The organism is Planococcus sp. ISL-109 (assembly GCF_018613655.1).
Classification (GTDB): Bacteria; Bacillota; Bacilli; order Bacillales_A; family Planococcaceae; genus Planococcus.
In genome coordinates, this window is the sequence record NZ_JAGGPW010000004.1 from 801,320 (window position 1) to 819,206 (window position 17,887).

The 17,887-nt window shown below is 48.3% G+C and carries 17 protein-coding genes; 4 read left to right on the forward strand and 13 right to left on the reverse strand.

The annotated features are described in order from the left end of the window. The first annotated feature begins 140 nt into the window (after positions 1-140). Positions 141-1,268 carry a flavodoxin-dependent (E)-4-hydroxy-3-methylbut-2-enyl-diphosphate synthase gene (gene ispG, locus J7E21_RS05835; protein ID WP_285228727.1) on the forward strand — a complete coding sequence of 376 codons (1,128 nt, stop codon included), beginning with the start codon at positions 141-143 and terminating at the stop codon, positions 1,266-1,268. 12 nt (positions 1,269-1,280) lie between these two features. Further along, complete coding sequence (locus J7E21_RS05840; RefSeq protein WP_215105580.1) at positions 1,281-1,868, forward strand: hypothetical protein; 588 nt, start codon at positions 1,281-1,283, stop codon at positions 1,866-1,868. Positions 1,869-1,972: 104 nt separating this feature from the next. On the opposite strand, the gene J7E21_RS05845 is transcribed toward J7E21_RS05840, so the two are convergent. From J7E21_RS05845 to J7E21_RS05865, 5 genes are all read right to left on the reverse strand, one after another. Further along, complete coding sequence (locus J7E21_RS05845; RefSeq protein ID WP_215105582.1) at positions 1,973-2,383, reverse strand: Fur family transcriptional regulator; 411 nt, start codon at positions 2,381-2,383, stop codon at positions 1,973-1,975. After that, positions 2,380-3,234: a metal ABC transporter permease gene (locus J7E21_RS05850; RefSeq protein ID WP_215105584.1), complete on the reverse strand. Its 855-nt coding sequence runs from the start codon at positions 3,232-3,234 to the stop codon at positions 2,380-2,382. Before J7E21_RS05850 ends, J7E21_RS05845 begins: the two co-directional genes overlap by 4 nt. After that, positions 3,227-4,000 (reverse strand): metal ABC transporter ATP-binding protein, encoded by a 774-nt coding sequence (locus J7E21_RS05855; protein WP_215105586.1) that lies wholly within the window; start codon positions 3,998-4,000, stop codon positions 3,227-3,229. Before J7E21_RS05855 ends, J7E21_RS05850 begins: the two co-directional genes overlap by 8 nt. Before the next feature lie 150 nt (positions 4,001-4,150). After that, positions 4,151-5,050: a deoxyribonuclease IV gene (locus J7E21_RS05860; protein ID WP_215105588.1), complete on the reverse strand. Its 900-nt coding sequence runs from the start codon at positions 5,048-5,050 to the stop codon at positions 4,151-4,153. Positions 5,051-5,061: 11 nt separating this feature from the next. After that, complete coding sequence (locus tag J7E21_RS05865; protein WP_215105590.1) at positions 5,062-6,357, reverse strand: DEAD/DEAH box helicase; 1,296 nt, start codon at positions 6,355-6,357, stop codon at positions 5,062-5,064. A 131-nt stretch (positions 6,358-6,488) separates the two neighbouring features. Between J7E21_RS05865 and J7E21_RS05870 the strand changes: the two genes are divergently transcribed. Then, entirely contained in the window at positions 6,489-7,469 is a 981-nt protein-coding gene (locus J7E21_RS05870; protein ID WP_215105592.1) for a 4-hydroxy-3-methylbut-2-enyl diphosphate reductase, read from the forward strand. Positions 7,470-7,629: 160 nt separating this feature from the next. Here the strand turns inward: J7E21_RS05870 and J7E21_RS05875 are convergent, their stop codons facing one another. From J7E21_RS05875 to ccpN, 8 genes are all read right to left on the reverse strand, one after another. Continuing rightward, the gene (locus tag J7E21_RS05875) at positions 7,630-8,742 is read right to left on the reverse strand and encodes a Nif3-like dinuclear metal center hexameric protein (RefSeq protein WP_215105595.1); all 1,113 of its coding nucleotides are present in this window, start codon (positions 8,740-8,742) and stop codon (positions 7,630-7,632) included. Further along, positions 8,729-9,442: a tRNA (adenine(22)-N(1))-methyltransferase gene (locus J7E21_RS05880; protein WP_215105597.1), complete on the reverse strand. Its 714-nt coding sequence runs from the start codon at positions 9,440-9,442 to the stop codon at positions 8,729-8,731. The genes J7E21_RS05875 and J7E21_RS05880 overlap by 14 nt, the downstream gene beginning before the upstream one ends. A gap of 59 nt (positions 9,443-9,501) precedes the next feature. Continuing rightward, complete coding sequence (gene cccA, locus J7E21_RS05885; protein ID WP_215105599.1) at positions 9,502-9,894, reverse strand: cytochrome c550; 393 nt, start codon at positions 9,892-9,894, stop codon at positions 9,502-9,504. Positions 9,895-10,103: 209 nt separating this feature from the next. Beyond that, positions 10,104-11,243, reverse strand: a complete 1,140-nt coding sequence (locus J7E21_RS05890; protein ID WP_215105601.1) for an acyl-CoA dehydrogenase — start codon at positions 11,241-11,243, stop codon at positions 10,104-10,106. A 272-nt stretch (positions 11,244-11,515) separates the two neighbouring features. Beyond that, a complete protein-coding gene (gene rpoD / locus J7E21_RS05895) occupies positions 11,516-12,670 on the reverse strand; it encodes an RNA polymerase sigma factor RpoD (RefSeq protein ID WP_215105603.1) in 1,155 nt (384 codons plus the stop codon). A 34-nt stretch (positions 12,671-12,704) separates the two neighbouring features. Then, positions 12,705-14,513 carry a DNA primase gene (gene dnaG, locus J7E21_RS05900; protein WP_215105605.1) on the reverse strand — a complete coding sequence of 603 codons (1,809 nt, stop codon included), beginning with the start codon at positions 14,511-14,513 and terminating at the stop codon, positions 12,705-12,707. Positions 14,514-14,735: 222 nt separating this feature from the next. Further along, complete coding sequence (locus J7E21_RS05905; protein ID WP_215105607.1) at positions 14,736-15,545, reverse strand: pyruvate, water dikinase regulatory protein; 810 nt, start codon at positions 15,543-15,545, stop codon at positions 14,736-14,738. Positions 15,546-15,555: 10 nt separating this feature from the next. Then, positions 15,556-16,194: a transcriptional regulator CcpN gene (ccpN, locus tag J7E21_RS05910; RefSeq protein WP_215105609.1), complete on the reverse strand. Its 639-nt coding sequence runs from the start codon at positions 16,192-16,194 to the stop codon at positions 15,556-15,558. A gap of 315 nt (positions 16,195-16,509) precedes the next feature. Between ccpN and J7E21_RS05915 the strand changes: the two genes are divergently transcribed. Continuing rightward, positions 16,510-17,886 (forward strand): glycine--tRNA ligase, encoded by a 1,377-nt coding sequence (locus J7E21_RS05915; protein ID WP_215105611.1) that lies wholly within the window; start codon positions 16,510-16,512, stop codon positions 17,884-17,886. Position 17,887: the final 1 nt, after the last annotated feature.

Below are 17,887 nucleotides of genomic sequence, written 5' to 3' on the forward strand. Positions count from 1 at the left end.
TCTTTCTTGTCTTTTCAAACCAGACACTGCTAAAATGGCTATAGGCAATTGAATTATAATGGCACGTAAGTTCCGTGCACAAGGAAGCTGAGTGAACAGTCCGGATTATCGGAAACTCACAAAAAGGAGAGATTTTTAACATGAGTGAAATGACTCACCGTTCAAAAACACGCCCCGTCAAAGTCGGCGATATAACGATTGGCGGCAGCAATGAATTATTCATACAGAGCATGGCAACAACGAAAACACATGACGTCGAAGCGACTGTCGCGGAAATTCTCCGCCTCGAAGAAGCCGGATGCCAAGTCGTCCGCGTCGCATGTCCAGACGAGCGCGCAGCATACGCGATCGGCGACATCAAAAAACGCATCAACATCCCTTTGGTCGTCGATATCCATTTCGATTACAAATTGGCGCTGATTGCCATCGAACAAGGCGCTGATAAAATCCGCATCAACCCAGGCAACATCGGGCGCCGCGAAAAAGTCGAAGCGGTCGTCAATGCCTGCAAAGCAAAAGGTATACCAATTCGCATCGGCGTCAATGCCGGCTCACTGGAACGCAAAATTTTGGAGAAATACGGTTACCCGACGGCAGACGGCATGGTCGAATCTGCTCTTCACCACATTAAAATCCTGGAAGACCTTGATTTCCATGACATCATCGTATCGCTGAAAGCATCTGATGTCAGCTTAGCTGTCGAAGCTTACGAAAAAGCATCGAAAGCATTCGATTACCCGCTTCACTTAGGCATCACAGAATCCGGCACTTTGTTCTCCGGAACCGTCAAGAGTGCAGCCGGTCTTGGCGCGTTGCTCGCTAAAGGCATCGGCAACACACTGCGCGTCTCCTTGAGCGCCGATCCGGTGGAAGAAGTTAAAGTGGCACGGGAAATGCTGAAAGTTTTCGCCTTGTCATCCAACGCCGCGACTCTCATTTCCTGCCCTACTTGCGGACGCATTGAAATCGACTTGATTACGATTGCTAATGAAGTGGAAGAATATATTTCCCATATTAAAGCTCCGCTGAAAGTCGCAGTACTAGGCTGTGCGGTAAACGGGCCGGGCGAAGCGCGCGAAGCGGATATCGGCATCGCCGGCGCTCGTGGTGAAGGACTGCTCTTTATGCACGGAAAAACCGTCCGCAAAGTGCCTGAAGAAACAATGGTCGATGAATTGAAAATGGAGATCGATAAATTGGCTGAAGAATATTTCGCTAAACAAGCTGAAGAGAAAAAGCAAAAAGAATTGGAACAACAACAAGTATAAGGTTGTGATTGCATGTACCGTTTTGGCATAGACATCGATGGCACCGTCACTTGTCCGACATCGCTCATACCGCATATCAACGAAGCGTTCGGCAGTGAACTGACCATCGAAGATATCCGTGAATATGATTTGACGGCAGCTTTGCCGCAACTCGATAAAAAAGAGTTCTATTCCTGGTTCAAAAAGCACGAACCGAAAATTTACGCATCCTCCCCCATCTCGAAGGATGCCAAGCAGATCCTCAATAACTGGAAAGACCGTTACGAATTGTACTTTATCTCAGCCCGCGGAGCTGATGTCCGAAACGTCACATTCGATTGGTTTGAAGAACACGCCATTTCTTACGACCATATCGAATTGATCGGCACACACAAAAAAATCAGCACCGCAAAAGCACATAATGTCGATTTGTTTTTCGAAGACAAACACGATAACGCTGTCGAGATTTCAGAAGAACTCGACATTCCGGTCATTTTATTCGACACCCCGTATAATCGCGAGCCGGTTCCGAATAAAGTCGTCCGCGTCTTTGATTGGCTCGAAGCCGATCAATGGGTGAAAAAAGAGTTCGGCATCCAACAGGAATTGCTGAAGCGGTAAAAGGGGGGGCGCGAGCTAGGCTCGCGCTCTTTTTTCTTGCCCAAAATAAATCATCCAAAAAGGAACCGTCAGCATAAGCTGACGGTTCCTTTTTGGATGATTTATTATTTACATTCCGGGCATTTTCCATAGATTTCGAATTTGTGGTTGTCGATTTCATAAGCCGGCAACGCTGCACCCAACAAATCCATCGGGCACAGCGGGACTTCTTTAATCTTTCCGCAATCCATGCAAATAAAATGGTGGTGGTGATGATCGCTCTCGCAATGCATACGGAAATGCTTTTCACCCGACAATTCAGTCACCTCTAAAATATCGAGTGACACAAAGGTCGCGAGATTCCGGTAAACGGTATCGTAACTCATGCTCGGGTAGTCTTTTTGCATAACGTCAAGAATATCCCGCGCTGTCAAATAGCGTTCATCCATCGAAAAAATTTCCAAAATCTGATTGCGTTTTGTCGTTTCTTTAAATCCTTGTTGTTTCAGGATACCCCATGCTTTATCTAAGTTCATGCGGATGCCCCCCTTCTCTTGGATAACGAGATTTTCCGATAAGCAAGAACGATCATCAAAATACCAATAGACGTGACGACAATCGTGCCGCCTGGCGCCAAATCAAAATGGAATGCTGCCACAAGACCTGTAATGACCGAGATTTGGCCAAACAGGATCGACAGCCAAATGGTCTGTTTAAAACTTTTGGCGAGGCGCATCGCTGTCGCGACTGGAATGGTCATCAGCGACGACACCAGCAAAATCCCGACGATGCGCATCGAGCCCGCGATGACAAGTGCGGTGACGATCATAAACAGGAAATGAATCCATTTTGCCGGCAAACCGGATGCCCGTGCGTATTCATCGTCGAATGACAAGACGAACAATTCCTTAAAAAAGATGCGGATAAAGGCCAGCACGATGACAGCAATTCCCGCGACAATATAGAGGTCCTGGCGGCTGACGGCTGACACCGTGCCGAACAAGTAGCCGAATAAATCACTCGAAAACCCTTCTGCCAAGGAAATAAAGATGGCACCAAAGCCGATTCCAGCAGACAAAATGATCGGAATCGCCAATTCCTCGTAATGCTTATAGACACTGCGCAAGCGTTCGATGAGCATCGACCCCATGACGGATGAAGCAATTCCGAGATACAGCGGATTCAATAAAGCGAGTGCCCCGACGCTTTGGCTTAAATAAAGGCTTCCGGCAATTCCAGCAAGCGTCACATGGCTCAGTGCGTCGGCGATCAGCGACAGGCGCCGGACGACAATGAAGACGCCGAGCAACGGTGCGATGACGCCGATGATCAAGCCTGATGCGAATGCGTTCTGAAGGAATTCATAGGTCAAAATCGCTTCAAGCATGGGTATGGCTTCCTTCCGTATGATGGATTTTCCGGACGGAATGCCCATACCACGCTTCACGCTCTTCATCACTCATCATATGCAACTGGTCTTTAAAGCCGTGGAAATGAATCGTCTGGTTCAAGCACGCAACATGCGTGATGCGGTCTGTCACCGTATCCACGTCATGCGTGACGAGGACGAGCGTAATATTGCGCTCGCGGTTGAGAACGGCGAGCATGTCATAAAATGCCTGGACGTTCTGATGGTCGATGCCGACTGTCGGCTCGTCGAGGATCAGTACTTTCGGCTTGGCGACAAGTGCACGCGCAATAAATACACGCTGCTGCTGTCCGCCCGACAATTCGCTGATGCTGCGGCTTAAAAACGGCTTCATGCCGACCGCATCCAGCGCTTCTTCGACTTGCTCATCTGTGTTTTTCGGCATTTTGTGGAACAGGCCCGTTTTTTTCACCAAGCCCCCCGCCACCACTTCCTGAACCGTCGCAGGAAAAGCCGAATTGAACGAATTCGACTTTTGCGAAACATAGCCGATCCATTCACGATGTTTGAACTGGCGTGAATCGATGCCGAATAACGCCACGCTGCCTTCCGATGGCCGTATGAGTCCGAGCATAATCTTCAGCAAGGTCGACTTTCCTGAGCCATTCGGGCCGAGTATCGCCAAAAAATCGCCTTCTTCGACTCTCATCGAGATATGGTCGAGTGCTGTTGTCTGTTCATATTCATAGCTGACTTCTTTTATATCAATTAATGGCGCTGCCATAGGGACGCCCCTTTTCCAATAATAATGATTACGATTTACTATAGAAAGTATAGAACAGTTGCGCGTGCCTGTAAACCGTTTGGGCTTTACAGACTCGCTTTCAAAAAAAGAAAACAGCACCACGTGGGCGCTGTTTTCAAAACTATGCCGTTAAGATTCGAGCGGCATTTTCATTTTTTCAATTGCTGCTGGAGCAAAGATACCCTGTTTGAACATCTCAATTTCGTATGCATATGGCGCCTTTTTGGTTTTGGCATCAAGGCCGACATATGGAGTTTCCAATATTTTCGGCACGTGCATCAGCTGTTTATGGTGAACGATGCCATTGAGTGCATCAAAGCCGATTTCGCCGAAGCCGATGTTTTCATGGCGGTCTTTGCCTGCTCCGCGCACGTTTTTGCTGTCGTTGATATGAAGCACTTGCAGGCGGTCGATGCCGACGATACGGTCGAATTCTGCCAGCACCCCGTCAAAATCTTCTTTGATGTCATAACCAGCGTCGTGGACATGGCATGTATCAAAGCACACCGACAAGCGTTCATTGTTCGTGACGCCGTTGATGATCGCTGCCAGTTCTTCGAAGCTTCTGCCCACTTCACTGCCTTTACCGGCCATCGTCTCAAGGGCGATGTTGACCGGGAAATCTTGTGACAGGACCTCGTTCAAACCTTCAATGATTCTTTGTGTGCCCGCTTCGACTCCCGCTCCGACATGTGCACCGGGGTGCAGAACGATTTGTTCAGCTCCGAGCGCTGCAGTGCGTTCGATTTCCTTTTGCAGAAATTCCACGCCGAGTGCAAAAGTTTCAGGTTTGGTCGTGTTCGCAATATTAATGATATAAGGTGCGTGGACGATGATATTGGACTGTCCATGTTCCGCCATATGCGCTCTTCCCGCTTCGATATTGAGTTCCTCGATCGGTTTTCGGCGCGTATTTTGCGGTGCACCGGTGTAGATCATAAACGTAGTGGCGCCGTAAGTGGCGGCTTCTTCGCTCGCACCCAGAAGCATTTTCTTGCCGCTCATCGACACATGCGATCCTAATAGCATTTTTTAACCCCTTACTTTTTGCGGTTTTTGCGACGTTCCGCTTTTTTGATTTCGTCCATTTTCCATTTCATTTTCTTCTTGTACATCGGTTTGACACTTTTCGGTTTATGGACCATGGATTTCGCTTTCACATCCGTTGCATCTTCAGTGCGCACACGCTTTTTGCGGCTATGGCGCTCTTTCATGTCAACAAACTCGCCTTTGACGATATCTTTTTGCTGGAACGGAATGCCCATTTTTTCAATTCGCACAATCGCATCTTCATCTTCTGGGCTGAATAACGTAATCGCTACGCCTTTCAAGCCGGCGCGTGCAGTACGTCCGACACGGTGAATGAAGAATTCCAGGTCTTCCGGCAGTTCGTAATTGATGACATGGCTGACGCCTTGGATGTCGATTCCGCGTGCGGCAAGGTCTGTCGCGACGATGTATTGATACTCAAGATCGCGCACTTGTTTCATCATCTTGACGCGTTCACGCGGCGCCAGATCACCATGGATTTTCCCGACACGCATGCCGCTTTTCGACAATTCTTCCGCGATGTAATCGGCATTCGTGCGTGTATTGACGAAAATGATCGCAAGATACGGATTAAGGATGTCCATGACTTCCTTCAAACGCTCGACTTTTTTCTTGCTGCGCACAGGAACTAAGTAAAAGTCCAGCCCTTCAGCTGTCGGCCGCTTGTCACCGATTTTGATGTGCGCCGGGGATGACATGTATTTCTTCAAAAACGGTTTAAGTTTTTCTGGAATCGTTGCAGAAAAGACATACATTTCCAAGTCATCGCGCATTTTCCCTGCGACTTGGTCGATTTCTTCGATAAAGCCCATGTCGAATGCCAAATCCGCTTCATCCACAACTAGAACTTTCGCTGTATGGACGAGCAAGGCATTTTCGTTGACCAAATCTTTCAGGCGTCCTGGCGTTCCGATGACGATATGGGGTTGTGTTTTCAACTTATTGATTGAACGCTGTTTATCCGTCCCGCCGATAAATGATTTCACTTCGATGCCGGAGTCCCCGATCAGTTTCTGGATTTCTTTAAAAATTTGGGTGCCGAGTTCACGCGTTGGTGCAGCGATGACCGCCTGCACTTCCTGTTTCGAAACATCGACACGCTCAATAATCGGGATGATAAAGCTATGGGTCTTGCCTGTACCTGTATGGGACTGGCCAATGGCACTGTTTCCACTCATGATTTGTGGAATCATTTCCTTTTGGATCGCTGTCGGTTCTTTGAAACCGAGTTGTTCGATCGCCTCAAGCAAAAACGGCTTGAGATTGTATTCGTTGAATTTTGTCATGGGATATATTTCCCTCCTTAAGCTCTAGCTATTATAGCATAAACTGGCTGTCCTACGCGATGCATCTTTTGTAAAGCGGCTACGTCTCCGTTATAATAAAGTCATGATGTTGAAAGGAGTGCGGATTGATAATGAAAGTAAAAAAGATCTCGCCAAGAGGCTATTGTTACGGGGTAGTGGATGCTATGGTCATCGCAAAAAATGCGGCCATGGACGAAACTTTGCCGCGCCCGATTTATATACTCGGTATGATTGTCCACAATAAACACGTAACGGATGCATTTGAACAAGATGGCATCATTACGCTCGACGGCACCAACCGCCTCGAAATTTTGGAGAAAGTCGAAACCGGAACGGTCATCTTCACAGCACACGGAGTTTCCCCGCAAGTGCGGGAACTGGCCCGCAGAAAAGGACTTGTTTCGATCGACGCCACTTGCCCGGACGTGACGGTCACGCATGACCTGATCCGCGAGAAGACCGCTGAAGGCTACCATATCGTCTATATCGGCAAGAGCGGCCATCCGGAACCGGAAGGCGCAATCGGCGTAGCTCCGGATCTTGTCCATTTGGTCGAAACGCTCGACGATGTCAACGCGCTGGAGCTGAATGAAGACAAGATCATCATCACCAACCAGACGACGATGAGCCAGTGGGACGTTGTTCATCTGATGGAGCGGCTAAAAGAACGCTTCCCACACGCTGAAGTGCATAAGGAAATTTGCCTGGCAACGCAAGTGCGCCAAGAAGCGGTGGCGGAACAAGCGGTCGATGCTGACCTTTTGCTCGTCATTGGTGACCCGATGAGCAATAACTCCAACCGGCTCGCACAAGTATCACAGGACATCGCCGGTACGCCGGCTTACCGCATTTCCGATTTGTCGGAATTGCAACTGGAATGGCTGGAAGGAATCGATACGGTCGCTTTGACGGCTGGAGCGTCGACACCGACACCGATCGTCAAAGAAGTGATGAAGTTCTTGGAGCAATTCGACCACGAAGATCCAGCAACACATAAACTTGATCGTTCGGTACCGCTCAATAAGATTTTGCCGAAGATCAAACATCCACAACCGTCCAACCGCATCGAACCTTATACGATAAACGAATAGATAAAAAAAGAGGCCAACAATGGCCTCTTTTTTTATCCCGCTTTAACGATCAGTAAAAACTCCCACTTCTTCGAACCGGAAGTTTCAACTGGCCATATAAGTCCGATTGGATCAACTAACACTCAGTGAGGCTTCATGCCTCACTGAGTGAAGTTTCTCTTTATTGAATCCGGAACGGCTCGGTATTCACTTCGGATGGCAAAAATTCGCATTGCCAGTTTTGCCCGTTCTGCGCCATGTGCTTGACGACGCCCTGGACCATCACTTTCTCGACGTGATGCCCCGGGTCGACGACAGACAAGCCGATTGCTTCGGCGTCCTGCGCGACATGGAAATAAAGATCTCCTGTTACGTATGCATCGGCTCCGGCGCGTTTGGCCTGCTGGATGTATTTATTGCCGTCACCTCCGAGCACCGCTACTTTCTTAATAAGCGTATCTGCGTTGCCGACAACGCGCACAAACGGCACGTCCAAACTCTGTTTCACATGGTCAGCAAAAGCCTGTAAACTCATTTCCTGCTTTAGGCGCCCGATGCGGCCAAGTCCCATCGGCAGCTCTTTGTTTTCCAGCGTAAAGACGTCGAATGCCGGCTCTTCGTATGGGTGTGCGGTGACCATGGCCCGGATGACGCGGTCTTTATGAGCTTTTCTGACAACCACTTCGATTTTCGACTCTGCTGTCATTTCCATTTTGCCGGCTTGACCGATAAACGGATCCGCTGAATCGGATGGACGGAAGCGCCCCGTGCCGGATAATGTGTAGCTGCAATGGTCGTAATCCCCGATCGCGCCTGCCCCTGCATCCCCGAATGCTTTTCTCACTTGTTCTTCGTGGCTTTCCGGAACGAACACGGCAATTTTCACCAATTCCGCTTCATAGGTCGTCACTAAAACATCCGTATCGGTCAATTCAAGTGCATCTGCCAGCAAATCATTGACGCCGCCCTGTGCGACGTCCAAATTGGTGTGCGCTGCATATACTGCAATATCATTTTTGATCAATTTCTCCATCAATTTGCCTTGCGGAAAATCCGTCTGCAAGTTTTTCAACGGACGGAAAATCGGTGGATGATGCGCAATGATCAACCCCGCCCCTTTTTCGATTGCTTCATCTACTACCGCCTCATTGACATCCAATGTCACGAGCACGCGCTCGATCTTTTTATTCAATGTGCCGACGTGAAGACCGATCGGATCGCCTTCCATCGCCAAGTATTTCGGCGACCACTTTTCAAATTCTTCGATGATTTGCTGCCCGTTAGGAATTTTCATCAGCGAACACCTCTTCCATCAATGCGATTTTTTCGAGCAGTTGCTCTTTTTTCATGCGAATGTCTGGGGTTTCTTCCGCCTTCTCCATGCGCTCAGCAATCGCCTTCCATTGTGTTGCTTCTCGCTGCCATTTTTCCTGAAACGTTTCATTTTGGCGTGTCAGCAAAATAGGTCCGAACAATAATTGCTTTGCATCCAGCTCGACTGGTTCCGAGCTCTGCTCCAATACAACGATTTCATAGATTTTTTCTTTTTCTTTTAAAATGTCTTCTGCAACTATCTTCCATTGATTGCGGACCGCCCATTCCCGAATCGCTTGTGCGTGGACATTCGGCTGCAAAACGAGGCGCGCCACCCCTTTCAAGCGTTCATTTCCCTCAGCTAAAATGGAAGCGATCAGCGAGCCGCCCATGCCGGCGATGGTGACCGCGGTAATGCCATCTTGCGGTTCGATTGCTTCAAGTCCAGGTGCCAAGCGGACGGTAATTTTATCTTCAAGCCCTTCCTCACGCACTTGCTTTTTGGCAGATTCGTATGGTCCTTTGACTATTTCCCCGGCGACTGCGCGGCTCGCAGTTCCTATATGTACGAGCTGGCAAGGCAAATAAGCGTGGTCGGAGCCAATGTCAGCGACGACCGCACCTTGTTGTACGTACTCTGCCACTTTCATTAATCGTTGTGATAATTGCTGTGCATTCATAAATATCCCCCTAAGTGACAAAAAACCCTTAGCTCCAGAAGAACCAAGGGTTTTTGATGCTATTCGAGTGTCAATACCCACTCAGCCATTGCTGTTGCGTTTTCTTCTGGAACAGTGCCCGCTGGCATTGTGCCTTTACCGTTAATAAGAATTTCTTCGATTTCTTCTTGTGAAAGTGCCGTGCCGACTAGTGTTGGGCCAACTCCGCCTTCATAGCTTGAACCGTGACAAGAAACACAGCTTGCTTGTGCGTGAGCTTCTGGATCGAAGTCACCGCTTGCTGCTTCTTCTCCGCCTTCGCCTTCGCCTTCAGCCGCTTCGCCGCCTTCTTCTGCAGCTTGTTCTTCAGCGATTTCAGCTTCATTGTTAACTCCTTCCAATGATAGGAAGAAAATTAGGCCAATCCCGAAAGCCATGATTAAGATATAAGGTACAATTGCATTCTTTTGCATCCGTTACCCCTCCTTCTACTGTGTTCTGCTTGATGATAGTATAAGTATCATTCATTATTGTACTGTATTATCCAGTAAACGAAAAGCCATAATGAATAATATTTGCCGGATTGTGACAAAATCAGTAAAATCACTGGATTGGGTTGACGGCTATTACCAAGCAAGAAAACCACACAGTTCTTTTCAGCCAAACTATTGAAAACCTTGGATCAGCAGCCGACCAGACGCGAAATGACCATGCGCTGCACTTCAGACGTCCCTTCGCCGATCTCCAAAAGTTTCGCATCGCGCATGTAGCGCTCCACTTCGTATTCCTTCATATAGCCATAGCCGCCGTGGATCTGAATCGCTTCATTGGCCACTTCCATCGCCATTTCGGATGCATATAGTTTAGCCATGGACGCTTCTTTCGTAAACGGCCGCCCCTGGTCTTTCAGCCAAGCTGCTTTATAAACCATATTGCGCGCCAATTCGATCTTCATCGCCATATCGGCCAGTTTAAATTGCGTCACTTGAAATTCCGATAAAGTTTTGCCGAACTGCTTGCGCTCTTTGGCGTAAGCCAGCGCTTTGTTGAACGCTCCTTGTGCAATTCCGACAGCCATCGCGGCGATGCCGATCCGGCCGCCATCAAGCGTCACAAGGAATTGCTTAAAGCCTTCCCCGCGCTTGCCGAGCAGGTTTTCTTTCGGCACACGCACGTTTTCAAGCACGAGTTCTGTCGTATTCGATGCGTTCAAGCCCATTTTTTCGTAATTATCGATAATCGTGAAGCCTTCTGCATCGGTCGGCACAATGATCGCACTGATCTCTTTTTTGCCGTCGTTCATGCCGGTGATTGCCGTAATCGCCAAATGCTTCGCGTGGCTGGCGTTTGTGATATATACTTTCGATCCGTTAATGACCCAGTCGTCGCCGTCTTCTACCGCGCGGGTTTCCGTTCCCCCGGCATCCGACCCGGCATTCGGTTCTGTCAGCCCGAATGCACCGAACGACTCCCCAGAACAAATCGGCGTCAAATACTTCTGTTTCTGCTCTTCTGTCCCGAACAAGCTGAGGGGTGCGCCGCCAAGTGAAATATGTGCGGAATACGTGATGCCAGTAGAAGCACAGACGCGGCTCAATTCTTCCGTGACGATTGCAAAACTAGTCGTATCCGCTCCTGCTCCGCCATAAGCCTCATCAAACGGCAATCCCATCATCCCCATGTCGGATAGCTGTTTGAATGCTTCTTTCGGAAACTCCTTTGTGCGGTCGCGGTCGACTGCCCCTGGCGCTACCACTTTATCAGCGAATTCCCGCATCGTTTTTTTGATCATCTGTTGTTCTTGCGTCAAATCGAAATTCATTTTTATTACATCCCCTTTGTGTATGCGCTTTCACTATTCATTATATAGGAAAAATTCCGACACAATCAAGGCATAACAAAAAAGTTATTCTTACAACATCCATGCCGCTCTTTATTCTAATTAAGGTAAACCGAAGAATCCTTTCTCCAGTCACCTCTACTGGTCTTCGGTGTCTTTGTCATGTTATTCTTATCGGCTGAACTGATTTCCACTTAATCCGATCCTTTTTTGACTCACAAAAACCCCCCCAGCAAATGCTAGGGGGTTAATTTTTATTCCAGGAAATCTTTCAATCGTTTGCTGCGTGAAGGATGGCGCAGTTTACGCAGTGCTTTCGCTTCGATTTGGCGTATGCGTTCGCGCGTGACGCCGAACACTTTGCCCACTTCTTCAAGTGTGCGCGTACGGCCGTCATCAAGCCCGAAACGCAAGCGCAAAACATTTTCTTCGCGGTCTGTCAACGTATCAAGTACATCTTCAAGTTGCTCTTTCAATAATTCATAAGCGGCGTGGTCCGATGGCGACTGCGCATCGGAGTCTTCAATGAAGTCGCCCAAATGCGAATCGTCTTCTTCGCCGATCGGTGTTTCCAGCGACACCGGCTCTTGAGCGATCTTGAGGATTTCACGCACTTTTTCAGGCAATAAATCCATTTCTTCGCCGATTTCTTCCGGTGAAGGTTCGCGTCCTAGATCCTGCAGCAGCTGGCGCTGGACGCGGATCAATTTATTGATCGTTTCGACCATATGGACCGGGATGCGGATGGTCCGCGCTTGGTCAGCAATAGCGCGTGTAATCGCCTGACGGATCCACCAAGTGGCGTAGGTGCTGAATTTAAAGCCTTTCGAGTAGTCGAATTTTTCCACAGCTTTGATAAGGCCCATGTTGCCTTCTTGGATCAGATCCAGGAACAGCATGCCGCGTCCGACATAGCGTTTCGCGATTGAGACGACAAGGCGCAAGTTCGCTTCCGCCAAACGTTTTTTGGCTTCTTCGTCGCCTTGTTCAATCAATTTCGCGAGGCGGACTTCTTCTTCCGCTTTCAAAAGATCGACTCGCCCGATTTCTTTCAAGTACATGCGGACCGGATCGTTGATTTTGATGCCTGGCGGGACGCTCAGGTCGTTCAAATCAAATTTATCTTCGGTCGGCTTCATGAGACGATCCAAATGTTCCTCGTCATCACTTTTCCGTTCGAGTTCGATGCCGTGCCCTTCTAGTTGATCAATGAATTCCTCCACTTGATCTGATTCCATTTCAAAAACAGCCAATTTATCGGCAATCTGTTCGTAGTTCAGTTCTCCGGTTTTTTTCCCTTGTTCGACCAGTTGCTTTTTCGCATCTTCGACAGTTGCTTCCGGGCCTTCAGCAGGCAGCGGGATGTTATTTGTTACGACTTCTGTTTGGCGTTCAGATTTCTCGGCCATACAATTTTCCTCCTTTAGAAAAAACCGGAATATTCTACAATGATTTCCGTAAAGCAATCACTTCTTGTGCCAGAAGCAAAGCGCGCTTCAAATCATGCTGTTTTTCCGCTTCTTTTGATTGCTGGATTTTCAAACTGATTTGTTGTTCAATTCGGTGCTTTTGCAAATGCTTCAAACAATCTGCAATTTCTTCTTCCGGATGTTCTGGATCGCGCTCGACTAAAGTCGTTTCCATCACGAGCCTTCTTAGTTCCTGATCAGTCAAGGTTTCCAGGAATTTGTGGAAGTCCGCTTTTTCCCACTCTTCGTAAAAACCGAGCAGCTGCACATAAAGTGCCTGAAACTCTTCACTGACAAACGGGATAGCTTCGGCTTCACGGGCAATTTTTTCCATAACTATCGGGTCTGCGAGTGCATGGGCAAACAATAAACGCTCTGCCCGGTGAAGCGATGTGATTTTCTTTTGCTCCCGTTTGGGGGCTGCTTGGGCCGTTTCTGCGGCTTTCGGCCGATTGCGTTCGATGCTGCGGCTTTCTAAGCGTCTGTATTGCTGCAAAATCGCTTCTTCTGAAAGCTTCGTTTCTGCCGACAGCTGCTTAATATACAAATCCCGTTCAATAGGTGAGGATTTCCCTGCGAGTAACTGCAGCACCTCTTGAATATATTGAAGGAGATCGTTTTCGTATTGGAAATTCTTGTGGCGGCGCGCATGCATCATGGCAAATGATATAAAGGTTTGCGGCTTGCCGATCACCTGTTCCCGAAAAGCATCAGCGCCGTTTTGGCGGACAAAATCATCCGGGTCCATGCCGTTTGGAAGGACTGCAATGCCAAGCTTGAAACCAGCTTCCTCCAGCGGCGCTGCTGCACGTTTGGCTGCTTCCCAACCGGCATCATCACCGTCGAAACAAACAACCACTTCTTGAGCAAAGCGCTTCATCAGCCGGATATGCTGCGCAGTGAGCGCCGTTCCCATTGTCGCCAAAGCATTGTCGATGCCCGCTTTACCGGCTGCAATGACATCCATAAACCCTTCAAACAAAACAATCTTGCGGTTCTTTCGGATTGCGCCCCTCGCCAAATGGACATTATAGAGCACATGGCTTTTCTGGAAAATCGGCGACTCCGGACTGTTCATATATTTGGCTTCTTGTTTAGTTTGCTCAAGAACCCTGCCCGAGAAGGCGATGGTTTTGCCGTTCTCATTCATGATCGGGAACATGATGCGACCACGGAAGCGGTCAAACCAGCCATCGGATTTTTCTCGCTTAATGGCCAAGCCGCTCGCTTCCAATTGTACGTCGTCATAACCTTTGCGACGCAGTGCGGTTTCCATATAATTCCACTCTGGAAGCGCCCAGCCAATGCGGTACTTTTCAATGATTTCTTGTGTGAATCCACGATTCTCCAAGTAATCCAGTGCCGCTTGCCCTTCTTCTGTATTCAGCAAAATATGATGGTACATATCTGCGGCGAATTCATGCATTAAAATGAGCGGATCGTCATTTCTTGCCTGCGCTGTACCTTTGGCATCGTGCGATGATTGCACATCGACTTCGATGCCTGACCGTTCCCCTAATTTCGACAGCGCTTCTTGAAAACTGATGTTTTCAATATCCATCAAAAACGTGATGGCGTTGCCCCCAGCACCGCAGCCGAAGCAATGGAAAATCTGCTTATCGGCCGTCACAGAAAAGGACGGGGTGCTTTCACCGTGGAATGGGCAAAGGCCAAACCAATTGCGGCCCCTCTTTGTCAATTGGACATACTCCCCAACGACGTCCACGATATCTGCTTTGGAACGGATTTGTTCAATCACTTCTTCTGGTATTCGATTGGACACTTTATCACCATCTTTATTTGCTTACCTTACTTTATTCGTTAAACCACAGCAAAATCCTTCAAATTTCGACAAAAAGATGGAGAAGTACTTTATGTTGTTATTAAAGTTTAGCCACAATTCTTCATTATAAAACGTTTTTTTGTAAAAATCCATAGAAAGGCTGAGAAAAAAGGTTTTAGATGATCAGGCCATAAGAAAAACCGCCCAGTCAGGCGGATTTCCTTATTGTTTCTGAAGTTTCCCTAGAATCAAATTGGCGGTTTCTTCAACTGCACGATTAGTCACATCCAGCGTCTCACAGCCGATGCGGTCGACCACTTTCCGGAAGTGGACGATTTCTTCGTGAATCCGGTCGAGCTTTGCGTAATTGGCATCATCGTTCAGCCCGAGCGCAATCAAGCGTTCTTTACGGATATTGTTCAATTTCTCAGGCGAAATGACCAGGCCGAAACATTTTTTCGGATCGACATCGAATAGCTCATCCGGCGGATCCACTTCGGGTACGAGCGGGACATTGGCGACTTTTAAGCGCTTGTGGGCCAAATATTGCGATAATGGTGTCTTTGACGTTCTGGAAACACCGACAAGGACGATGTCCGCCAGTAAAATGCCGCGCGGGTCACGCCCATCATCGTATTTCACCGCGAATTCAATCGCCTCGACTTTTTTGAAATAATCGTCATCTAGCTTGCGGACCAGGCCCGCTTCTCCGATCGGTGCAGATTGTAGCTCTTCTTCCAATGCATCAAGCAAAGGGCCCATCAGGTCGATCGCTTTGATGCCGTAGCGCGCTGTTTCACGTTCTACGAAATGGCGCAGTTCTTTCGATACCAAGGTATAGACGATGACAGCACGCTGTCCTTCAGCAAGTTTGATGATCTCCTGTAAATGTGCAATTGATTCGATATAAGGAAACCGTTTAAACACGGCATTTTGTTCTGTATTCAAATATTGGCTGATAGCCGCTTTCGCGACCAGTTCTCCAGTTTCTCCTACTGAGTCGGAGACGATAAACATCCGCAATAAACTCATATTGTGCACCTCACACTTCGTGATTTTCTGAAAGGGATAAAAACGCTCGTGTAATATTGGTCTTGGTCAGCCTGCCGATGACCTTGAACCCTTCCGGATGTTCTTCGACGACCGGCAATGCGTCGATTTGCTGATTGATCAGCCGGTTTGCGGCCTGTATAAGCGAATCATTGCGCACACAATATGTAATGTTCGGCATCCGCGTCATGATGATATGTACAGGAATTGCGTTTAAATTTTGGCTGCCGAGACTGGTCCGAAGCAGGTCTTTGCGTGATAATACCCCTGCTAGGCACGAATTTTTGTCCACAACAAAAAGCGTTCCGACGTCATCCAAAAACATTTGGCTGATGGCATCGTATACGCTGACATCGTCCCTGACTACTACAGGAATCGACTGGAAATCCTTGACCTTCATATTGTTCATCGTATCGCTGATATCCTGGCCAGGTTTCTTGCCGGAATAAAAATAGCCGACACGCGGCCGGGCATCCAAAAAGCCTGCCATCGTCAAAATCGCAAGATCCGGCCGGAGCGTTGCACGCGTCAGGTTCAACCGGTCAGCAATCTGCTCGCCAGTAATCGGGCCATTACCTTTGACGATCTGTAAAATTTCCTCTTGTCGCTTATTGAGTTCGATTGGACTCACCGCCTCAAAGTTAAATATGTTATACTCAATACTAATTATTATATACTATTGCATGCGATATTGCGAAGAAAAGATTGCCATGATACAATAATTAGGAATCGAATAATGGCGCAGATGGATCGATAAGTACCGCACACGAGCGAGCAGGGATGGTGCAAGCCTGCAACAGCGGGAAACGGCAATCCGGAGCTATAGGTAAGCGAGCGGGCTGAACTTTACTTTCAGCCAATCGAGGTGGAACCGCGGGTAACGTACTCGTCCTCGGACATTTGTCCGTGGCGTGTGCGATTTTTTTATTTTATGGAGGTAATGAAGATGTCAATGGAAAAAGTAGTATCATTAGCCAAACACCGGGGATTCGTTTTCCCGGGCTCTGAAATTTACGGCGGCCTCGCCAATACGTGGGATTACGGGCCACTTGGTGTCGAGCTGAAGAACAATATCAAAAAAGCTTGGTGGAAAAAATTCGTCCAGGAATCTGTACATAACGTCGGCTTGGATGCTGCCATCTTGATGAACCCGAAAACATGGGAAGCTTCAGGCCACCTCGGCAACTTCAATGACCCGATGATTGACTGCAAATCATGCAAATCCCGCCACCGTGCGGATAAACTCATCGAAAATGCACTTGATGCAAAAGGCATTGAACTGATTGTTGACGGCTTGTCGTTCGAACGCATGAAAGAATTGATCGACGAACACGAAATCACATGCCCGACTTGCGGCAAAGCTGATTTCACCGATATCCGCCAGTTCAACTTGATGTTCAAGACTTTCCAAGGGGTCACCGAATCGTCCACGAACGAAGTTTACCTGCGCCCGGAAACGGCTCAAGGGATTTTCGTCAACTATAAGAATGTCCAGCGCTCGATGCGCAAAAAAATGCCGTTCGGAATCGCACAGATCGGCAAAAGCTTCCGCAATGAAATCACACCAGGCAACTTCACGTTCCGGACGCGCGAGTTCGAGCAGATGGAACTTGAATTCTTCTGCAAGCCAGGTGAAGATTTGGAATGGTATGCGTACTGGCGCGATTTCTGCAAAAACTGGCTGCTCGAGTTGAACATGAACGAAAGCAATATGCGCCTGCGCGAACACGACGCAGACGAATTGTCCCATTACTCGAATGCCACTGTCGACATCGAATACAAATTCCCGTTCGGCTGGGGCGAACTATGGGGCATCGCAGACCGCACCGATTTCGATTTGAAGCGCCATATGGAATATTCCGGCGAAGATTTCAATTATATCGATCCGGTAACGAACGAACGCTACGTCCCGTATTGCATCGAACCATCACTCGGTGCTGACCGTGTGACACTTGCCTTCTTGGTCGATGCTTATCAGGAAGAAGCTTTGGATAACGACGAAACACGCACGGTCTTAAAATTCCATCCGGCACTCGCGCCTTATAAAGCGGCCGTGTTGCCGTTATCGAAAAAGTTGTCTGAAGGGGCAACAGAAGTATTCGCTGATCTAGCGAAGCATTTCATGGTCGATTACGATGAATCCCAATCGATCGGGAAACGCTACCGCCGCCAGGATGAAATCGGCACACCGTTTTGCATCACTTACGATTTCGATTCGGTTGAAGACGGGGAAGTTACCGTTCGCCACCGTGACTCAATGGAGCAGGTACGCATGCCGATCAACGATGTGCGCGCGTATATCGAACAACATATCCAGTTCTAAA

Coding starts and splice junctions, on each gene's coding strand:
- J7E21_RS05850 (WP_215105584.1), bottom strand. CDS start 3,234: ATGCTTGAAGCGATTTTGACCTATGAATTCCTTCAGAACGCATTCGCA.
- J7E21_RS05880 (WP_215105597.1), bottom strand. CDS start 9,442: ATGAATGCACAGCAATTATCACAACGATTAATGAAAGTGGCAGAGTAC.
- cccA (WP_215105599.1), bottom strand. CDS start 9,894: ATGCAAAAGAATGCAATTGTACCTTATATCTTAATCATGGCTTTCGGG.
- ispG (WP_285228727.1), top strand. CDS start 141: ATGAGTGAAATGACTCACCGTTCAAAAACACGCCCCGTCAAAGTCGGC.
- J7E21_RS05915 (WP_215105611.1), top strand. CDS start 16,510: ATGTCAATGGAAAAAGTAGTATCATTAGCCAAACACCGGGGATTCGTT.
- J7E21_RS05840 (WP_215105580.1), top strand. CDS start 1,281: ATGTACCGTTTTGGCATAGACATCGATGGCACCGTCACTTGTCCGACA.
- J7E21_RS05875 (WP_215105595.1), bottom strand. CDS start 8,742: ATGAAAATTCCTAACGGGCAGCAAATCATCGAAGAATTTGAAAAGTGG.
- J7E21_RS05905 (WP_215105607.1), bottom strand. CDS start 15,545: ATGAGTTTATTGCGGATGTTTATCGTCTCCGACTCAGTAGGAGAAACT.
- J7E21_RS05855 (WP_215105586.1), bottom strand. CDS start 4,000: ATGGCAGCGCCATTAATTGATATAAAAGAAGTCAGCTATGAATATGAA.
- J7E21_RS05865 (WP_215105590.1), bottom strand. CDS start 6,357: ATGACAAAATTCAACGAATACAATCTCAAGCCGTTTTTGCTTGAGGCG.
- J7E21_RS05890 (WP_215105601.1), bottom strand. CDS start 11,243: ATGAATTTCGATTTGACGCAAGAACAACAGATGATCAAAAAAACGATG.
- rpoD (WP_215105603.1), bottom strand. CDS start 12,670: ATGGCCGAGAAATCTGAACGCCAAACAGAAGTCGTAACAAATAACATC.
- J7E21_RS05860 (WP_215105588.1), bottom strand. CDS start 5,050: ATGCTATTAGGATCGCATGTGTCGATGAGCGGCAAGAAAATGCTTCTG.
- J7E21_RS05870 (WP_215105592.1), top strand. CDS start 6,489: ATGAAAGTAAAAAAGATCTCGCCAAGAGGCTATTGTTACGGGGTAGTG.
- J7E21_RS05845 (WP_215105582.1), bottom strand. CDS start 2,383: ATGAACTTAGATAAAGCATGGGGTATCCTGAAACAACAAGGATTTAAA.